The organism is Actinomyces sp. oral taxon 171 str. F0337 (genome assembly GCF_005696555.1).
Lineage (GTDB): Bacteria > Actinomycetota > Actinomycetes > Actinomycetales > Actinomycetaceae > Actinomyces > Actinomyces oris_E.
Genome location: NZ_CP040005.1, coordinates 2,708,103 through 2,724,227, shown reverse-complemented (window position 1 = coordinate 2,724,227; position 16,125 = coordinate 2,708,103). Strand labels below are relative to the sequence as shown.

Sequence of the window (16,125 nt, the reverse complement as noted above, 5' to 3'; positions counted from 1 at the left end):
TCGATAACAACATCAACGAACCTGTGGGTGCCTCCGATTCAATGCTGACACGGGAGCGCATATTCCATGTGTTCGACACGCTGACGGCACTTGACAGATCGGTCGTCGGGATCCACGCCAATGCTTCCATCTTCTTCGCCGCTACTGACCGCGGTGATGAAAAAGCGTCCATCATCTGGTGCTGGTTTCCATCCGAATTGGTCTCGTAGGGTGAATGCCTCGTTGATGGTCATGGGCCATCTGTGCTCAGCGATGGCGCGGATAATGGCTACCCCCTCATCGACAGGATAGACACGGAACTGCTGGCACCCAGATGCCGTTATCGACTGTTTCAACTCCAAACACCGCCCGTTTATGACGAGTCGATTTCTTTCACTGAACTTACTCAGCTCCTAAGTGCTGCTGGAATGGCTTCATCGAGATACCACATCCAGAAAGCGCGACGCGCATTAACATCAACCTGATCTACAGGCATCCAGTTCATGCCTCCCGCGGCAGCGCTGGCACACATGTAACTGGTTTCAAAGCTGTCGGGAGCTAGTTCGTCATCATCAATATCATTATCTGCAGTATCATAGTCAGGATTTCGGTAACAAGCGGAAACCACCATTGCAGCGGCCGCGTCAGCCACCATTAATGCTGGGTTGGTAGTAGCATTTGAGCCGAATTTTGCTATCACATTCTGAAGGAAGCGAGAGGCGTCGTTCTCTGCGGCGCCTGGGTCTACGTTTTTCCCCATAAGAGCATGGGTTAGTTGTAGCATCCTATCGATGCTGGAATCTGCTGGAAACACCTGTGTCCATATCGACTTCACCTTATTGACGCACAGCACCTTGAGGTGTGTCCGATTTAAATAGGATGCCTCCGCGTCGGCAAAGTCATTCATTGCAATCCAAATGGTGGTTCGACTTTCCAACGAAAGAATCCCTTTGGGACTTGCGCTTAAATCAATTTTCGCTCGATTGATTGCGCTGCTCACAGCAAGCATGTCGATCATAAGTTAAGTCATTCCTTCCCTTACAAATTTAATATATCTCAGGTATCGGTTGGCCTGAAGACACTTGAAGTCCGGATGATGTGACGACTGACCCATCCGTTCTGAATATCCATGTTCCGTCTGGGTCGGTGACATACCAGTCTCGGCGCTGATACTGAGCTAAACTTCGGAACCATCCTTGACAGTCTGGACACATAGGTTTAGATACGCCAATGCGTGGCCATTTAGCGTTGAGTGCCATCTGTCGTTCGGCATGTGATGCAAAATACTTCCCGGGTACCCCCTGATCTACATAGTGTGAAGTTCTTGGATGTCCCATCTCGTCGGTGACTTGAAGCACCTCCTCGACATTAGGGTCCAGAAACCCTGGAGGGCGATCTTTTGACCAGCCACTGAGTGCATCGTTGTAGCGGTCGGACGAAACAGCTTTGCGTTTATTTCTTTTTGTCGCTGGAAGTTGTTCCTTGACTCGTGCGGCTCGTGTGTGTGCTGCTTGTGATTCTGCGACGTGTTGGGCTTGGGTTCTGGCTGCTGCTGCCTGTCTCATGGCGGCTCGGTTGGCGGCCATGTCCCTGGCGGTGGTGCGGGCGATGGTGTGTGCGCCGGCTCCGAAAACTGAACCTGGGATGAAGGTCAGGGCGAAGTCGAACAGGTCCCAGGCTAACTGGCCGGCGGTGACGTTGCTGAGGTACGAGGAGGTCGCTGCCGCAGGGTCGTGGATGAAGGAGGCCAGGCCGCGTCCGTGGGTCATGGTCCAGGAGGCGGCTCCGGTGACCGCCAGGGCCAAGGCCAGGCTCCATCCCGCGGTCATCAGCAGCATGACGGCGGTGGCGATCATCAGGATCTGGCCAGCAGGGCCCAACTCGTCCCAGAAGGCGGCGAGAGCATCGAGCAGGCCCGCGAAGTAAGAGGAGGTGGAGGCGTCGTCGCCGTAGAACAACTCGGGGCCGATGGCTCGCGCCATAGTGATGCCCTGCCACAGGCACCCCAGTGCCACCAGACTGCTCATCGCCAGGGCCGCGACGGCGAAGCCCCACCGGGCTCCCGGCTCCAGGCCAGGGGTCGTGGCCGACATCGCCTGCCGGCGCACCCCCAGCACCCATGCGGCGGTGGTGTGTCCCCAGACCATTCGCTCGCCGCGGCTCAGGTCCCGCTTCCCATAGGCCCGGGCAATGACCAGCAGGTCACTGAAGGAGAAGACTGCCAGCGCCGTCATCGCCTCGAGAGGAGCGCGCACCATGGATGGGCCGCCCAGAGTCCCCAGCGCAGGGGGGCGAGGAACCTCCGGTCCGGTGATCCCCAGCTCGCCGGCCCTCAGACGTCTGCGGGCATCGACCAGCAGGCACAGCACCAGCAGGCACGCCGAGACGGGGACGGCCGAGCGTCCCTGGCCCAAGGCCTGCCACAGGTCGAGCATCCACTCCGGGAAGCCGTCATGGCCCTGTCCCGCCCAGGCCGCCGACGCCCACGACCTGGCCGAGGCGTTGTAAGCAGCATGATCCGACACCGCCAGCGTCAGCACTGCCGGCACCGGCGCCCACGCCACCAGACGCGCCGCTACCCGCCTGGTGCGCCACAGCGCGATGCCCAGAGCGATCGCCGCGGCCAGCGTCATGGTCCACACCTGGTGCCCCGGAATCATCGGACCAGAGGCATCGGTGTGGTCGAGTATCTGGGTGGTCCAGCCTCCGGAGGACATGGTGAACTCTCCAGAGGTCCACGGATTGAGCGAGTAACTCAACAGTTTCTCACCTATCGCCTGGGCCAGCGGCCCAGGCGGAATGAGACGACGCGCCCCATCCTCGGCCACCGTGAAACCCGCACCCAGTGCGAATCCCAGCAGCACCCAGTCCACCGCCGCGAAGCGTCGTACCCGTCCTGGCGCCACCATCGCCGCAACCACTAGCGGCGCCAACTTGCCCGCCTCCTCGATGAACGCCGCCAAGGCTATCCCTGCACCGTCATCGCTCACCTTTACGCCGGCCCACCCGGCCACCACCCGGGTCAGCAGTGCCACCACCACCGCCCAAGGCACGCCCACTGAGAACATAAGGCTCATTGCGCGCCATGAGACCGTGCGCGTACGCCCCAGCAGCGCCATCACCATCAGGCATCCCAGCATCGCGGCCGCCGGCACCAGCGCCGCTAACAGCCTCGGAACCACTGCCAGAGCCGCCACCATCAGCACGAATGTGATGCGCTGACACACCCGCGTCAGACGGAGCAGTACCCGTGCCAGGCCCTCATGACGCCTCAGCCATCCCTGATAGGCCCACAGCAACCGTTGCCACACCTCAGGCGGCACCTGTGCGGCCGACACCCCTTCCGATACGCCACCAGGCTCGGAAAAACCAACCGCTGACCCGCTCCAGGAACCCACTGGACCCTCTTCACTCTGCCTTCAGCAGGCAAGCGCCCACCGGCACCACCAGGAACATCACAATCCTATAACCAACAAATAAACTGTCACCTGGACAACCATCAACTACTTGATGGTATCTGTTTATGCTACGAATTCGGCCTTGCCGATGACGTACGGGCTGTGAGATCGGGTGACGGCGTGTGGTTCGTGAGGTTGTGTCAGCTGCTGACCGGGCAGCCGATGTTGGCCGCGGTGCTGGTGCTGCTCAGTTCCACTCCTTGCTCGCCAGGTACTGCTCGGGGGGTGAAACCGACGCAGATGTGGACGCCACTGGGCTGTTCCGTTCAGAGCCGGCGGCCTCCGGAGCGGCCAGGACCGGCATGGTATTCGACGGCGCCTGGAGGTGGTGGTCGACGTCGTCGTCACGGGCTCTGTGTCTACGGCAGGGGGAGTGTCGCGAGGCGTCACTGGCCCGAGCCCAAGCCCCAGTTAGTGGCACCGGGCCCTTTGCAGTACCGGCGGGGCGGCATCAGGACCTCATCCGCCACACCTGGACCACCCACCGCTAGGACCAATGCCCCGCCCTCGAGCCCTCACCCAGCGACGACACGATCTCTAAGAGGTCGCGTCATCTGGTCACTGGTCTTCGTTGAGGACACTTCACGCGTGCGGGGACGTTCCTTCACCCGCGGGGACATGCCACGCGTGCGGGGACAGGATTTCTGCACCCACTCACGTCGAAGGCCCCCGTCCGTGCATGACGCCCCCGTGGATGAGGCAACGAGTCACCTATTGACGCAACCTTTTAGTCTCGAGGTGAGCCGGTTGTGGACTCGTGGCAGCTCCCGACTGAGGATGGGACTCGGACGCAGGAGCCGGAGCGGAAACAGACGGGGATGTCTCGCCCGAACCGTCGTCCGATTCATTGCCGGCGTCTTCATGGCCGGCGTCCAATGGGACCGCCTCGCGCAGGGGAGGTTGCAGGACGGCGGCCCCCAGCACGATCGGCAGATAGGCGGGCAGCACCGACCACGGTCCCACGAACACGTTCTGCACCACGGTCAGGGCCGCGAAGAACAGCCAGGGGGTGGCCTTGAGCCGCCCCAGGTCGCGCATCATCGCCGTCAGCGCCATCCCGGCGATGAGCAGCAGCAGCAGCCCGCCTGGGATCGAGGCCGCCGCCCACATGTCCATCACCCCCGAGTGCAGCTCGATGCGGCCGCCGAACATGAAGTTCTCGACGTAGCCGTTCTCCGGGTCGTAGCCCAGGGCGGCCATACCGTCCTTGGCCACCCACAGGTCCTCGAAACGGGGCTTGACGCCGGCGCCGTACCCCCAGGGGCGATTCTGGAACAGGGCCCAGGAGGCCCCCAGCTCGGGGCGTGCGGACAGGAGCAGCCCCGCGGAGCTGGAGGACTGGGCGATGGTCCGGTTCTGGGCGTCCTCGCCCAGAGTCCCGGACTCGGAGGCCATGACGACCCCGGCCATTGCCACAATCCCCACGACCGCCAGAACGATGATCTGGGAGATCGCCAGACGCCTGGGAGTCGGCACGTGCCACCGGGCCCAGGACGCCAGGGCCTGCCAGATGACGGTGCCCAGGATGACGGCGAGGAAGGCCAGGGTGGAGCGCGAGTCTGAGACGAGGAAGACACCACTGAGCCCCAGCAGGGCCACGATCTGCACCAGTCGGCGCCGGTCGGCCACGAGACTGAGGACCATGATCGTCACCGCCGCACCGATTCCGAACTTCCACGGGTTGGAGCTGGTCTGGAGCAGGGGCAGCGAGTCCAGGAACATGCCGAAGCCGACCGCCAGAGCCGCCCGTCTCGTTCCCAGCCGGCGCGCTCCCCACACGAAGACGGCTACTGCGCAGGGAATGGCCAGGAGGCTCAAGGTGGTGACGCGGCGGGCCCAGGCCTCGACGACGAAGCTGCTCTCGGCCAGCAGGGACATGATGTAGGCCGTGCCCGCCGCCAGGATGGACAGCACGAGCAGCAGCGAGAACCGGCGTGCCTTGCGCACGGCAGTCCAGGTGACGGGGATCGCGGCGAGCGCGGCGCAGTCGCCGACGCTGAGGGCGGCCGCCAGCTCGCGGCGCACGCCTACGCAGACCAGGAGGACGACGGCGATCGCCATCTCCGGTCGACGCCATGGTGAACCCTGCTCCCGGCTCGACTCGGGATCAGTCTCCGACGGCGTCTGCGAGCCCTCGTGGGAGGCGGCCGGTAACCAGCTCTGGGCCACGGCCGCTCAGGCGTCTTCTCGAGAGCGGCGACGCCCGATGATGAGCAGCGGGTCCTCGACCTTGTCCTGCGGGTTCTTCTGACTCAGGAAGTACAGCAGGATCGCCATGACGGCACCGGCGGCCAGTCCGATGGCGGTCCCGATGAGAGCGGTGGACACGGCCGACAGGCTCGAGGGCGAGGAGGGGGTCGTGGGGGAGTCGACCACCTTGAGTGTCGCGGTGGTGTTCCCCGCCTGCCCGGAGCTGGACAGGTCACGGGCCACCGAGTCCAGGGCGGTCAGCTCGGCCTCGGCGATCCTGTGAGCGCGCTCGGGATCAGTGCTGGTGGCCCGGATCTCCACCAGGGTGGTACCGGTCTTGCTCGTCACCGAGACGGACTTGCGCAGCTCGTCCTGACTGATCCCCGTGTCCTTGGACACCTCCGCGAAGGTGCTCTCCGAGGTCCCGATCTCCACCAGCGTCGGCATGATGGAGGTCAGGTAGTTGAAGGTGTTGGGGAGGTTGGCCTCACTGTTCTCCACGCCCAGATTCGCGTTGGCGGTGGAGGTGTACTGCGCCGGCGTCAACAGGCCGAAGACAATGCCGATGATGGCGCCCAGCACAACGTGCATGGCCACCAGGACTGCGTTCTTGCGCAGCGCGATGATGAGGGTTTCCGGGTCCATGGGTTCCGTTTCGGTGATTGCGGGAGCAACAGAATAGCGCCCCGTTTGGGGCGTGAGCCGGGCACAGGGAGTGAATCACCTCCTTCCCGGGCACTTCTCAGAACCCGTTGGGTCATTGATGCTCGAAGAATGCTGGCACCCGCAGGCTGATCGACCGGCCGGGTAGTGACGAATGCGACGGGCGTCCGCCGGGTGGAGCGCATTCCATGACGACGCGAGCGTGAGCGGCTCCGGGGCTGCCCTCAGTGGTGCTCAGGGGCGTTCAGCGGTGCTCCCGCAGTGGCCGGGGCCTCGGTGCGGGAGTCGGTTCCCTGCCCCGGGGCGCCGGCGGCTGCGCCGTCGGCGCTGCGTGAGCCGTCCGCGGGGCCCGAGTGGAGCGTGGGCCTGGCCTTCATGCCGCGCAAGCCGTTCCAGGCGAGGTTGACCATGTGAGCGGCCACCTCCTCCTTGCTCATCGACCGGTTCTCCAGCCACCACTGAGCCGGCATGGCCACGATGCCCACCAGCATCTGGGCGTACAGCGGGGCCGTGCGCGGATCGAGGTCGTGGGCGGCGAACTGCGAGGCGAGGATCCCGGAGACCTCGATGGCGACGTCGGCCAGCAGCGTGGAGTAGGTGCCGGCGGCGCGGTCCGAGCCCGCCGAGAGGATGCGGAAACCGTCGGGGGAGTCCTCGATATAGGTCAGCAGGGCCAGGGCGGCCCGCTCGGCGATCCGTGAGGCCGAGCCTGAGGCGTCAGACTCTCCCGGTCCGCGCCGGCCGGCCTCCGGACCCGCTGCGGCGCCTGCTGCGGGGGCTGCGATCGCCGAGGAGATCGCAGCGGAGATCGTGGTGATCTCCCGGTCGACGACGACGGCGTACAGTCCCTCCTTGCCGCCGAAGTGCTCGTAGACCACCGGCTTGGACACCTGGGCGCGGGCCGCCACCTCCTCCACGCTCGTGGCGTCGAAGCCGCGCTCGGCGAACAGCCCACGGGCCACGGCGATCAGCTGCTCGCGCCGCTCACTGGCGCTCATGCGGGTGCGTTTGGTCGCCATGGCTAGGCCCCACTGCTCCGGTCGGCCGGTCGGCCGGAGCGACGGCGCTCGGACCACTGGGCGAAGCGCGCCGAGGCCAGGGCCCCGGTGCGGCGGGCCAGCCGGTGGCTGGGGGCCTCGATGTAGCGCTGGAACAGCCAGGTCAGCGGTGCCGAGACGAGCGGTGCCAGGATGAGCAGCCACCACGGCGAGATCGAGTGCGTCAACAGCCGCAGCGAGACCACGACCGGTTCATGCACAAGGTAGAGGGAGAAGGACATGAGCCCCAGGTACTGCACGGTGCGCGAGCGCAGCAGGCCGCGCAGCGCCCCGGCCCTCACCACGAGGTGGACCAGGTAGGCGGCCGCCGCCAGGGTGACCGCGTTGGCCAGGCGCTGAGCCGTGTGGCTCTCCATCCCCGGCCACCAGGCCAGGGTGATGAGCAGCAGGCACACCAGGGCCTGCGCCGTCGCCCAGGGCCGGGGGCGTTCGGGGACCGGGGCGGGGTTGTGCCCCCAGGCCCAGCCCATGACCGCGCCCACGGTGAAGACCGGCAGGTAGCTGCCCGATCCGGGGCTGGCGGTGATGACGGGCACGGCCAGGGCGGCCGCCACCGGCAGCCAGGAGACCCGCCAGCGGGCGCACAGGGCCACCCCGAGGATCATCAGGGGCAGCACGAAGGAGAAGATCGCCTCGGCGTGCAACGACCACAGGACGGTGTTGCGGTAGGCGTGCTTGGGGATGAGCAGGTACTCCATGAGCATCTGACGCGCCCCGAGCCCTCTGGGATGGGTGACGGTCATCCAGTGCCCCAGCGCCGGATCCTTCGAGCGCGGCACGAGCAGCATCGCGATGACCGCGAAGGTGGTGGAGGCCGCCGCCGGCAGCCACAGGCGCACGAAGCGCCTCGGCGCGTAGTCGACCCAGTCGAAGCGCCGCCCCTGGGCGTGGCGGCGGGCCACCGGGTAGGTCAGGGCCACGCCGGACAGGACGAAGAAGATGAGGACGGCCTCATGGCCCGCCCACAGCAGGTGGAGGGGACTCTGAGTGAGGATCCGGTTGAAGGTGCCGGTGGGCACGGTGCCGGGCCGCGCCCCGACCTCCGCCAGCGCGGGCACGGTCTCCAGGGCGTGGTGGATGAGCACGACGACGGCAGCCAGCCCACGCAGCCCGTCGAGCTCGATGAGGCGCACCGCTGCCGGCTTGCCGGAGGAGGGAGAGGGAGCGGAGGAGGAACTGGACATGCCCCCATCCTGCCCTGTCCTCCCGGCCGACCGCGAAGCCCGACGAGTGTGGCATGCACCCCGCAGATGTGCGAGATCCGGTGCCAGGAGCCTGCGGGGGCGCGCTGAATCGCCGCGAAGGTGCCGAGCGCGACCGGGACGTGAGAGACTGTCCCGGCGTCTCGCCCCTCGCCGCCAGGCCCGGGTCGGGATGTGTCCTTCCGCCCTGGTGTAGCGGCAGCACGCAGGCCTTTGGAGCCTTGAGGTCCGGGTTCGAATCCTGGGGGCGGAGCGGCGTAGCATGAGTGGCGTTGGGGTTCCCTCGCTCTCACGCCCGACGGCGGTCACCGGTCGCCGGTGGGACGCGCGCCAACCGTCCATCCGTACCTGATTTCAGAAACCGTTGGAGTCCGTCCCGTCCTCCGCCCGGTCGCGGCCGGAGACGTCGGGAGCCCGGGCGCGAAACTGTGAGAAGAGGACACGTGACGCCTACCGCACCCGCCGCCGTCATCGTCATGGCCGCAGGCAAGGGAACTCGTATGCGATCGGTCACCCCCAAGGTTCTGCACCGGATCGGCGGTCGCAGCCTGGTTGACCACGCCGTCACCGCAGCCAGGGGGCTCGAGCCCCAGCACCTCGTCGTCGTCGTGCGCCACGAGCGCGATGCCGTCATCGCCCACCTCGCCGAGGTCGCCCCCGACGCCGTCCCGGCCGACCAGGACGAGGTCCCCGGCACCGGGCGGGCCGTCGCCTGCGGGCTGGCCGCCCTGCCCGAGGACCTGGACGGGCCCGTCATCGTCACCAGTGGTGACGTCCCGCTGCTGGACACCGCCACGCTCAAGGAGCTCCTGGCCCAGCACACCCAGCGGGGGGACGCCGTCACCCTGCTGACCACCGAGCTCGACGACCCCACCGGCTACGGGCGCGTCGTGCGCGAGGCCGACGGCACCGTCTCGGCCGTCGTCGAGCAGCGCGACGCCAGCGAGGCCCAGCGCGCCATCCGAGAGATCAACGCCGGTGTCTACGTCTTCGACGCCGCCCACCTGCGCACCGCCCTGGCGACCCTGGGCACGGACAACGACCAGGGCGAGGTCTACCTCACCGATGTCGTCGCCCACGCGCACCGGGCCGGACGGTCCACCAGTGCGCTGGTCGTCGCCGACCACTGGCTCGTCGAGGGCTGCAACGACCGCGCCCAGCTCGCCGAGCTCGGCGCCGAGCTCAACCGCCGTGTCCTCGCCGACTGGATGGCCCAGGGCGTCGGCGTCGTCGACCCGGCCTCCACCTGGGTGGACGTCACCGCTGAGCTCGCCCAGGACGTCACCCTCGAGCAGGGCGTCCTCGTGCGCGGAACCACCCGGATCGGCCAGGGCGCCCGCGTGGGCGCCTACGCGATCCTCACCGACGCCGTGATCCCGGCCGGCTGCGTCGTGACCCCCTTCAGCCAGCTCGACGCCGACGGTGCCCGGGCCTGACGCATGAGCGCAGCGCACCTTCGGCCCCGCCCGGTCAGGCCGTGCTGGTCGTGCTGGCCGTGCCGGCCGTACCGATCACTGACCTTCACCTCCGTCTCCAACAGTCACACCGAGGGCCGCACCGGCCGTGAGAAGGGAACCACGTCATGACGGGCATCATTACCAAGGGTGAGAAACGGCTGGTCGTCGTCTCCGGGCGCGCCCATCCCGAGCTCGCCCAGGACGTGGCCAGCGAGCTCGGCACCGAGGTGCTGTCCTCCACGGCCTACGACTTCGCCAACGGGGAGACCTACGTCCGCTTCAACGAGTCGGTGCGCGGCTGCGACGTGTTCGTCGTCCAGTCCCACGGCGACCGCGTCAACGACTGGCTCATGGAGCAGCTCATCATGGTGGACGCCCTCAAGCGCGCCTCCGCCAAGCGCATCACCGTGGTGGCACCCTTCTTCCCGTACGCCCGTCAGGACAAGAAGCACCTGGGGCGCGAGCCCATCAGCGCCCGCCTCGTGGCGGACCTCTACAAGACCGCCGGCGCCGACCGCCTCATGAGCGTGGACCTTCACACCTCCCAGGAGCAGGGCTTCTTCGACGGCCCCTGGGACCACCTGTGGGCCCAGCCGGTGCTCGTGGACTACGTGCGCACCCGCGTCGACCCGGCCAACGCCGCCGTCGTCTCCCCCGACGCCGGCCGCATCCGGGTGGCCGAGCGCTGGGCCAACCAGCTCGGTGGCGCTCCGCTGGCCTTCGTCCACAAGACCCGTGACGTCACCCGTCCCAACGAGTCGGTGGCCAATCGCGTCGTCGGCGACGTCGAGGGGCGCTCCTGCGTCCTGGTCGACGACATGATCGACACCGGCGGCACCATCGCCAAGGCCGTCCAGGTGCTCCTGGACTCCGGCGCCAAGGACGTCATCGTCGCCGCGACCCACGGGGTGCTCTCCGGTCCGGCCGTGGACCGGCTCTCCACCTGCGGGGCCCGCGAGGTCATCGTCACCGACACCCTGCCGATCCCCGCCGGCAAGCGCTTCGACCAGCTGACGGTCCTGCCGATCGCGCCGCTGCTGGCCCGGGCGATCAAGGCCGTCTTCGATGACGGCTCGGTGGCCTCGCTCTTCGACACCGTCGGCGTCGCCGGCGCCTGAGGCCGGTAGGGTCGAGCGGGCCCCAGGGCCTGCGCGATCCCGCCGCGCCCCTGTCTTCTGACATCGTGCTCCTGCCCTCGCCGGGCCCCATCACCAGGGTCCGGTGAGGGCGTTTCTCATGGGGCGTGCTGCCCATGACGGAGAGTCCGCTCAGAGTGCGGAGTAACCTTGAGATAACAATTTCATTGCAATCCAACCTCATGGTGGCGTAGCGTGACGTTGTCATCGATTCGTTTCTCCTTCGTTCCCTCTTCGTGTTCCGCATGAGCGGAATGTGCTCCCCGAACCAATGCGTGCAACCACTTAGATTAATTGTTGTCACCGCATTCACCAGTGACTTTCACGGGCCTTATACGGCCGGATGTCAACGGTACACCGTGATCCGCTTGCGCGTTGGTTGCCATATGTCCTGGAGGTCTCCATGCGTCGTCTCTCCACCACCCCTCGTCTTTTCATCATCCTGTCCCTCCTGCCGCTCCTGCTCACCTCGATGATCGCCCTGACCCCGGCCGCTCCGGTGGCGACGGCTGAGGAAAAGACTGAGGCCAACGCTGATGCCGACGGTTCCGGCAATGTCGGCGACAACGGGGGTGAGGCCGACGCGGGCGCAGACCCCACCGGTCAGTCGCTTCAGGAGCCCGTGTACACGGCCGCGCCCCTGCCCACGGTGCAGATCGACGGCGTCGCCTGGGGACAGCTCGTCGTCGGCGACGTGGTCTACGTCGTCGGCAGCTTCAACAGCGCCCGACCGGCCGGGGCCCTTGCAGGACAGCAGGAGGTCCCGCGCTCCAACATCCTGGCCTACGACCTCACCACCGGGGAGCTCATCGAGGACTTCGCCCCCACGCTCAACGGTGCGGGACGAAGCCTGGCCCTCTCCGAGGACGGCAAGACCCTCTACGTCGCCGGGGAGTTCGACAGGGTCAACGACGAGTGGCACAGCCGCCTGGCCGCTTTCGACATCTCCCACGGGCACGGCACCCTCATCTCCTCCTTCCAACCCGTGTTCAGCACCACTGTCAAGGACATCGCGGTGGCCGGTGACACCCTCTACGTCGGGGGCTACTTCACCAAGGTGAACAAACAGCAGCGGACCCGACTGGCCGCCCTCAAGGCCTCCACCGGCGAGCTCCTGGACTGGACCGCGTCCGCCGAGGGCCCCAACGCCCAGGTTTACGCGATCGAGGTCTCCCCGGACCACTCCAAGGTCGTTATCGGCGGCTCCTTCTCCTCAGTCAACGGCTCGAGCAGGCCCGGCTACGGGATGGCTCTCCTGGACGCCTCCACCGGTGAGGTGCTGCCCATGCCGGTCAACGACACCGTGCGCACGGCCGGTGAGAAGGCAGCCATCTTCGATATCGCCGTCGACGACGCCGGTTTCTACGCCACGGCATACTCCGCCGTCGGACGCCTCGACGAGGCCAACCTCGAAGGGAGCTTTAAGGCCGACTGGAACGGCAACCTCATCTGGCTCGAGCCCTGCCACGGTGACACCTACGGGATCGCCCCCACCAAGGAGATCGTCTACACGGTGGGGCACGCCCACTCCTGCGAGACCATCTACGGCTTCCCCAACATGCCCGAGGTGCGCAAGGACGGCTCTCATCCCCTCTACGTGCGGGCCATGGCCTTCACCAACAGTCCCGACATCACCATCCGCCAGCAGGGCGTCGCCGACGGCTACCAGGACTGGTCGACCTCGGGTCTCAAGAGCCCCACGATCATCGGCTGGTACCCGGACCTGGAGGCGGGCAAGGTCACGAAGATGTCCCAGGCCGCCTACAAGGTCGACGTCACCGACAAGTACGTCCTCATGGTGGGTGAGTTCATCGAGGCCGACGGCAAGGTCCAGCAGGGGATCGTGCGCTATCCACGGCGCGCCGGTCAGCCCACGCTGCCTCCCGAGGGCAAGGCCGAGAACCTGGCCGCCAGGGCGGAGGTGACGACGTCGGGCTCGGTCAAGGTCTCCTTCACCGCCACCTGGGACCGTGACGACCCGACCCTGACCTACAGCCTCTACCGGGACAACGAGACCACGCCGGTGGCCACCGAGAAGATCAGCGACACCCGCTGGGCGCTCAACGACCACAGTCTGGAGGACACCACCTGCTCGGCCGGCGAGCACACCTACCGCCTGGTGGTCTCCGATCCCAGCGGAAACACCATTACCGCCCAGATGCCGAGCGTCACGGTTCCCAGGAAGGCGGACAACGCGGATCCCGCCAATGCTGACGATGCCGCCAAGAATGCGGACCAGGACGGCAACAACCAGGCCAATGCTGACGACGAGGCCGATGGTTCGCCCGAGGAGAAGGACGGCCACTGAGTGCCCGGGCCGCGGTGATCCTGGTGCCCTGTGACTCACGCGGCCCTGTGTGAGCATGAACAGGGCGGGTCCGATGCCTTGAGCATCGGACCCGCCCTTCACGGTGGTGCCGGCAGCCGGCCTACCAGGAGCGGCCCGTCGACTGTGCTCGGCGGCCGGCCGAGGCCGCGGAGGCCCCTGGGGCGGGGGCTGAGCGCGGAGCCGCGGCGGCCGACGACGCCGAGGCCATCTGCTGGCCGGGTTGGATCGACGGCGGCGGAGGCGGAGGTGGGGCGTCCGGCGGGTCAGGACTGCGGTGGCGGCCACTCGCCGACGTCGGCACCGGCGCGAGATGTCGGGTCTGCTCGATGGAGGACTCCTCGGACAGCGGCGTCACGAGAGTCAGCCGCGGCTTGGACATCCGCCGACGACGAGCGAGGGTCTGCCGGCGCGAGGGCGCCTGCTGACGCATCGACGTCGAAGGGGACGAGGAGGAGGAACCGGTCTCGGAGGCCGAGTCCTGCTTGCGCACCGCGCCACGTGAGGCTTCAGCGGCAACCGGGGGCTCGGGGGCAGAGGGCACCGGCTGGACCCGGCGCCGGCTCGTTGTCGTCGGCAGGGAGGAGGCGTCCTGCCATCCAGTCGCTGCTACCGGGCGGTCCGTTGACGGTGAGGTGATGCGCCGCCGAGTGGGCACGCTCGGTGCGGAGGCGCGCCGACGGCCGGTGGCCGGCGTGGCGGAGGCGGGGGAGCCGGTGGACGAGGATGCCGGGGCCGGTGTCGGAGGGTACTGGTAGGAGGACCCTACCGAGGCGGCGGAGGAGGCCGGGGATGCTGAGGACCCCGAGGACGCTGAGACGGTCTGCCCGGTGGGCAGGGCGGTGCTGCGCCGAGTGGGACCGTCCGGTGCGCCCGGGAAACGATGGCTCCCGGAGGACGGGGTGGTCGTGTAGGGCTGCACCGCGATCGACGGGGAGGCCGGTACCGTCAGGTCGGCGGGGGTGGGCAGAGGCGGGGGCAGCGGCGCGTGCCTGTAGGAGGCGGTGGCATCGGGGGCCGACTGAGACGAAGCGGTCCCGGCCGGGGTGACTGGCGCGGGCTGATAGGCCCGCTGTCGCTGCAGGGCGGAGGTGATGCCGGAGGCGAAGCTGTGTGCGGGGTCCGGAGCGGAGGCCTGAGCAGAGGACTGCGTGGGGGCCGCGGCCCCCGATGCCGACGACAGCGGTGCCGCGCTCATGGAGACGGGGGAGCGGGTCGATGATGTGGCGGGCACTGGTGAGACCGAGGAGGGCGGCGGCGCAGGGGCACGGGCCGGCTCCTGAGCGGAGGGCGCTGGCTGGGCGGCCGAGTAGGCGGAGTCGGAGATCGCGGGCATCGCGGTCGTCTGCTGCTGCGACCGCGGGGTCGAGAAGGACGGCGCCGGGACGGGCGACGGCATTGAGGAGGAGGCTGACTGCGTCGCCATGGCGCCGGGGGCCGGGGCGGCAGGGACCTCGGGGGACGTCGGGGCCGGGATCTGCTGATACTGGTAAGGCGGCTGCGCCTGCACCTGAGGCTGCGCTGGCGGCCGGCTCGGTCGCAGCAGGTCCGAGGTCTTCTGCCTCAGGGCGTTGAGAGCGGCCGCCGTACGCCCGGGAAGGCCCTCGGAACCGCTGTCCCCACTATGGCCGCTGTCCCGACGGTGACGGAACATCGCGTAGGAGACGGAGGCCAGCAGCCCCAGCAGCAGCCCGGAGATCGCCGCGGCCTGGGCGCCGGGGCGCTCCATGGTGGTGTTGGCCGTGGTGGCCGGCGAGGTGGTGCTCGTCGTCATCCCCAGGGCCTGCTTACCCAGGAGCTCGCCGGAGGAGAGCTCCTTGTTGAGCGAGTCGGCCGTCGCCTGGGCCATGTCGACAGCCTCCTGCTTGCTGCCGGCCTTGGCGGTAATGGACAGGACCAGGGTCTCGGGCGGGTTGGTGACCGTCAGCGCATCCGACAGATCGGTGGTCTCCATGTTCAGGTTGGCCGCCGCTGGATCGAGGACCTTCGGGCTCGTGGAGAGCTCCACCAGGGTCGGCATGAGGTCCTTGGCCTGGGTGGAGAAGGACGGGGTCTCCTTGGACTTGGGCTGGATGCCCAGGGTCGTGGTGGCCGCCGCGACCGGCTTCGTCGCCAGGGCCACCCCCAGCCCGGCCAGGATGCATACGAGCAGGATGACGAGGCAGGCGACAAGGTTCCTGCGGATGGCGTGAAGGATCTGCGATGGCTGCACGCTGCTCCTCATCTGGTCTGGGGCTGGTCTGGATCCAGTCGGTTCTGGCGGCCTTTCGGGCACCGTGGGCCTCATGGTGGTCCTCATGGCCCGGCGGATGATGCTGAAAGGCTACGGCCCAACCCTAACTGTAAGATCACGCTTAGGTCTCGGTGACTGTAGTAGCCTTCGCTGCGCCCCCGGCCACGCCTGGAATTCTCAGTCGTGCGGGGGTGGGCGATGTGGTGAGTCTTTCACCGGAACCGTGTGAAGGGCGAGGGTCCTGAGGACTCCTGTCCCAGCAGTGAAGAAGACGTCGGCGTCGACCGAACCGGGGGTGACGTCGGCGGACTTCTTCCGGATCCGCATGACCTCGGTCAGGACCTCGAAGGCTCTCTCAGCATCTTCCCGGGTACTTCTCACAGCGGCCCTGCGGCGGCTCCTCGGCCGTCCAGGCGTCGCCGA

12 protein-coding genes and 1 tRNA gene are annotated in these 16,125 nt (G+C 67.4%); 4 read left to right on the top strand and 9 right to left on the bottom strand.

Going from position 1 to position 16,125, the window contains the following annotated elements; genetic code table 11:
• Positions 1-38 precede the first annotated feature (38 nt).
• The 7 genes from FBF36_RS13560 to FBF36_RS11625 form a co-directional block, all read right to left on the bottom strand.
• Entirely contained in the window at positions 39-233 is a 195-nt protein-coding gene (locus tag FBF36_RS13560) for a DUF6301 family protein (RefSeq protein ID WP_232272248.1), read from the bottom strand.
• A 152-nt stretch (positions 234-385) separates the two neighbouring features.
• A complete protein-coding gene (locus FBF36_RS11650; RefSeq protein WP_192574972.1) occupies positions 386-997 on the bottom strand; it encodes an Imm5 family immunity protein in 612 nt (203 codons plus the stop codon).
• Between the two features lie 28 nt (positions 998-1,025).
• Entirely contained in the window at positions 1,026-3,206 is a 2,181-nt protein-coding gene (locus tag FBF36_RS11645; RefSeq protein ID WP_050792638.1) for a hypothetical protein, read from the bottom strand.
• A 942-nt stretch (positions 3,207-4,148) separates the two neighbouring features.
• Entirely contained in the window at positions 4,149-5,498 is a 1,350-nt protein-coding gene (locus tag FBF36_RS11640) for a hypothetical protein (RefSeq protein WP_009394759.1), read from the bottom strand.
• Positions 5,499-5,612: 114 nt separating this feature from the next.
• Positions 5,613-6,272, bottom strand: coding sequence for a chain-length determining protein (locus FBF36_RS11635; protein WP_009394758.1), 660 nt, complete (start codon positions 6,270-6,272; stop codon positions 5,613-5,615).
• Between the two features lie 242 nt (positions 6,273-6,514).
• Positions 6,515-7,309 (bottom strand): TetR/AcrR family transcriptional regulator, encoded by a 795-nt coding sequence (locus FBF36_RS11630; protein WP_138137587.1) that lies wholly within the window; start codon positions 7,307-7,309, stop codon positions 6,515-6,517.
• A gap of 2 nt (positions 7,310-7,311) precedes the next feature.
• A complete protein-coding gene (locus FBF36_RS11625; protein ID WP_138137585.1) occupies positions 7,312-8,532 on the bottom strand; it encodes an acyltransferase family protein in 1,221 nt (406 codons plus the stop codon).
• 199 nt (positions 8,533-8,731) lie between these two features.
• Between FBF36_RS11625 and FBF36_RS11620 the strand changes: the two genes are divergently transcribed.
• From FBF36_RS11620 to FBF36_RS11605, 4 genes are all read left to right on the top strand, one after another.
• Positions 8,732-8,803: transfer RNA gene (locus FBF36_RS11620), tRNA-Gln, on the top strand.
• A gap of 190 nt (positions 8,804-8,993) precedes the next feature.
• Positions 8,994-9,986: a bifunctional N-acetylglucosamine-1-phosphate uridyltransferase/glucosamine-1-phosphate acetyltransferase gene (locus FBF36_RS11615; protein WP_087944015.1), complete on the top strand. Its 993-nt coding sequence runs from the start codon at positions 8,994-8,996 to the stop codon at positions 9,984-9,986.
• 146 nt (positions 9,987-10,132) lie between these two features.
• Positions 10,133-11,125: a ribose-phosphate diphosphokinase gene (locus FBF36_RS11610; protein ID WP_009733989.1), complete on the top strand. Its 993-nt coding sequence runs from the start codon at positions 10,133-10,135 to the stop codon at positions 11,123-11,125.
• 421 nt (positions 11,126-11,546) lie between these two features.
• Positions 11,547-13,451, top strand: a complete 1,905-nt coding sequence (locus FBF36_RS11605) for a hypothetical protein (RefSeq protein ID WP_009733990.1) — start codon at positions 11,547-11,549, stop codon at positions 13,449-13,451.
• A 121-nt stretch (positions 13,452-13,572) separates the two neighbouring features.
• On the opposite strand, the gene FBF36_RS11600 is transcribed toward FBF36_RS11605, so the two are convergent.
• On the bottom strand, positions 13,573-15,681 hold the full coding sequence (locus tag FBF36_RS11600) for a YveK family protein (protein ID WP_225792359.1): 2,109 nt from the start codon (positions 15,679-15,681) through the stop codon (positions 13,573-13,575).
• Between the two features lie 198 nt (positions 15,682-15,879).
• Entirely contained in the window at positions 15,880-16,083 is a 204-nt protein-coding gene (locus tag FBF36_RS11595; protein ID WP_034491823.1) for a hypothetical protein, read from the bottom strand.
• Between the last annotated feature and the right edge of the window lie 42 nt (positions 16,084-16,125).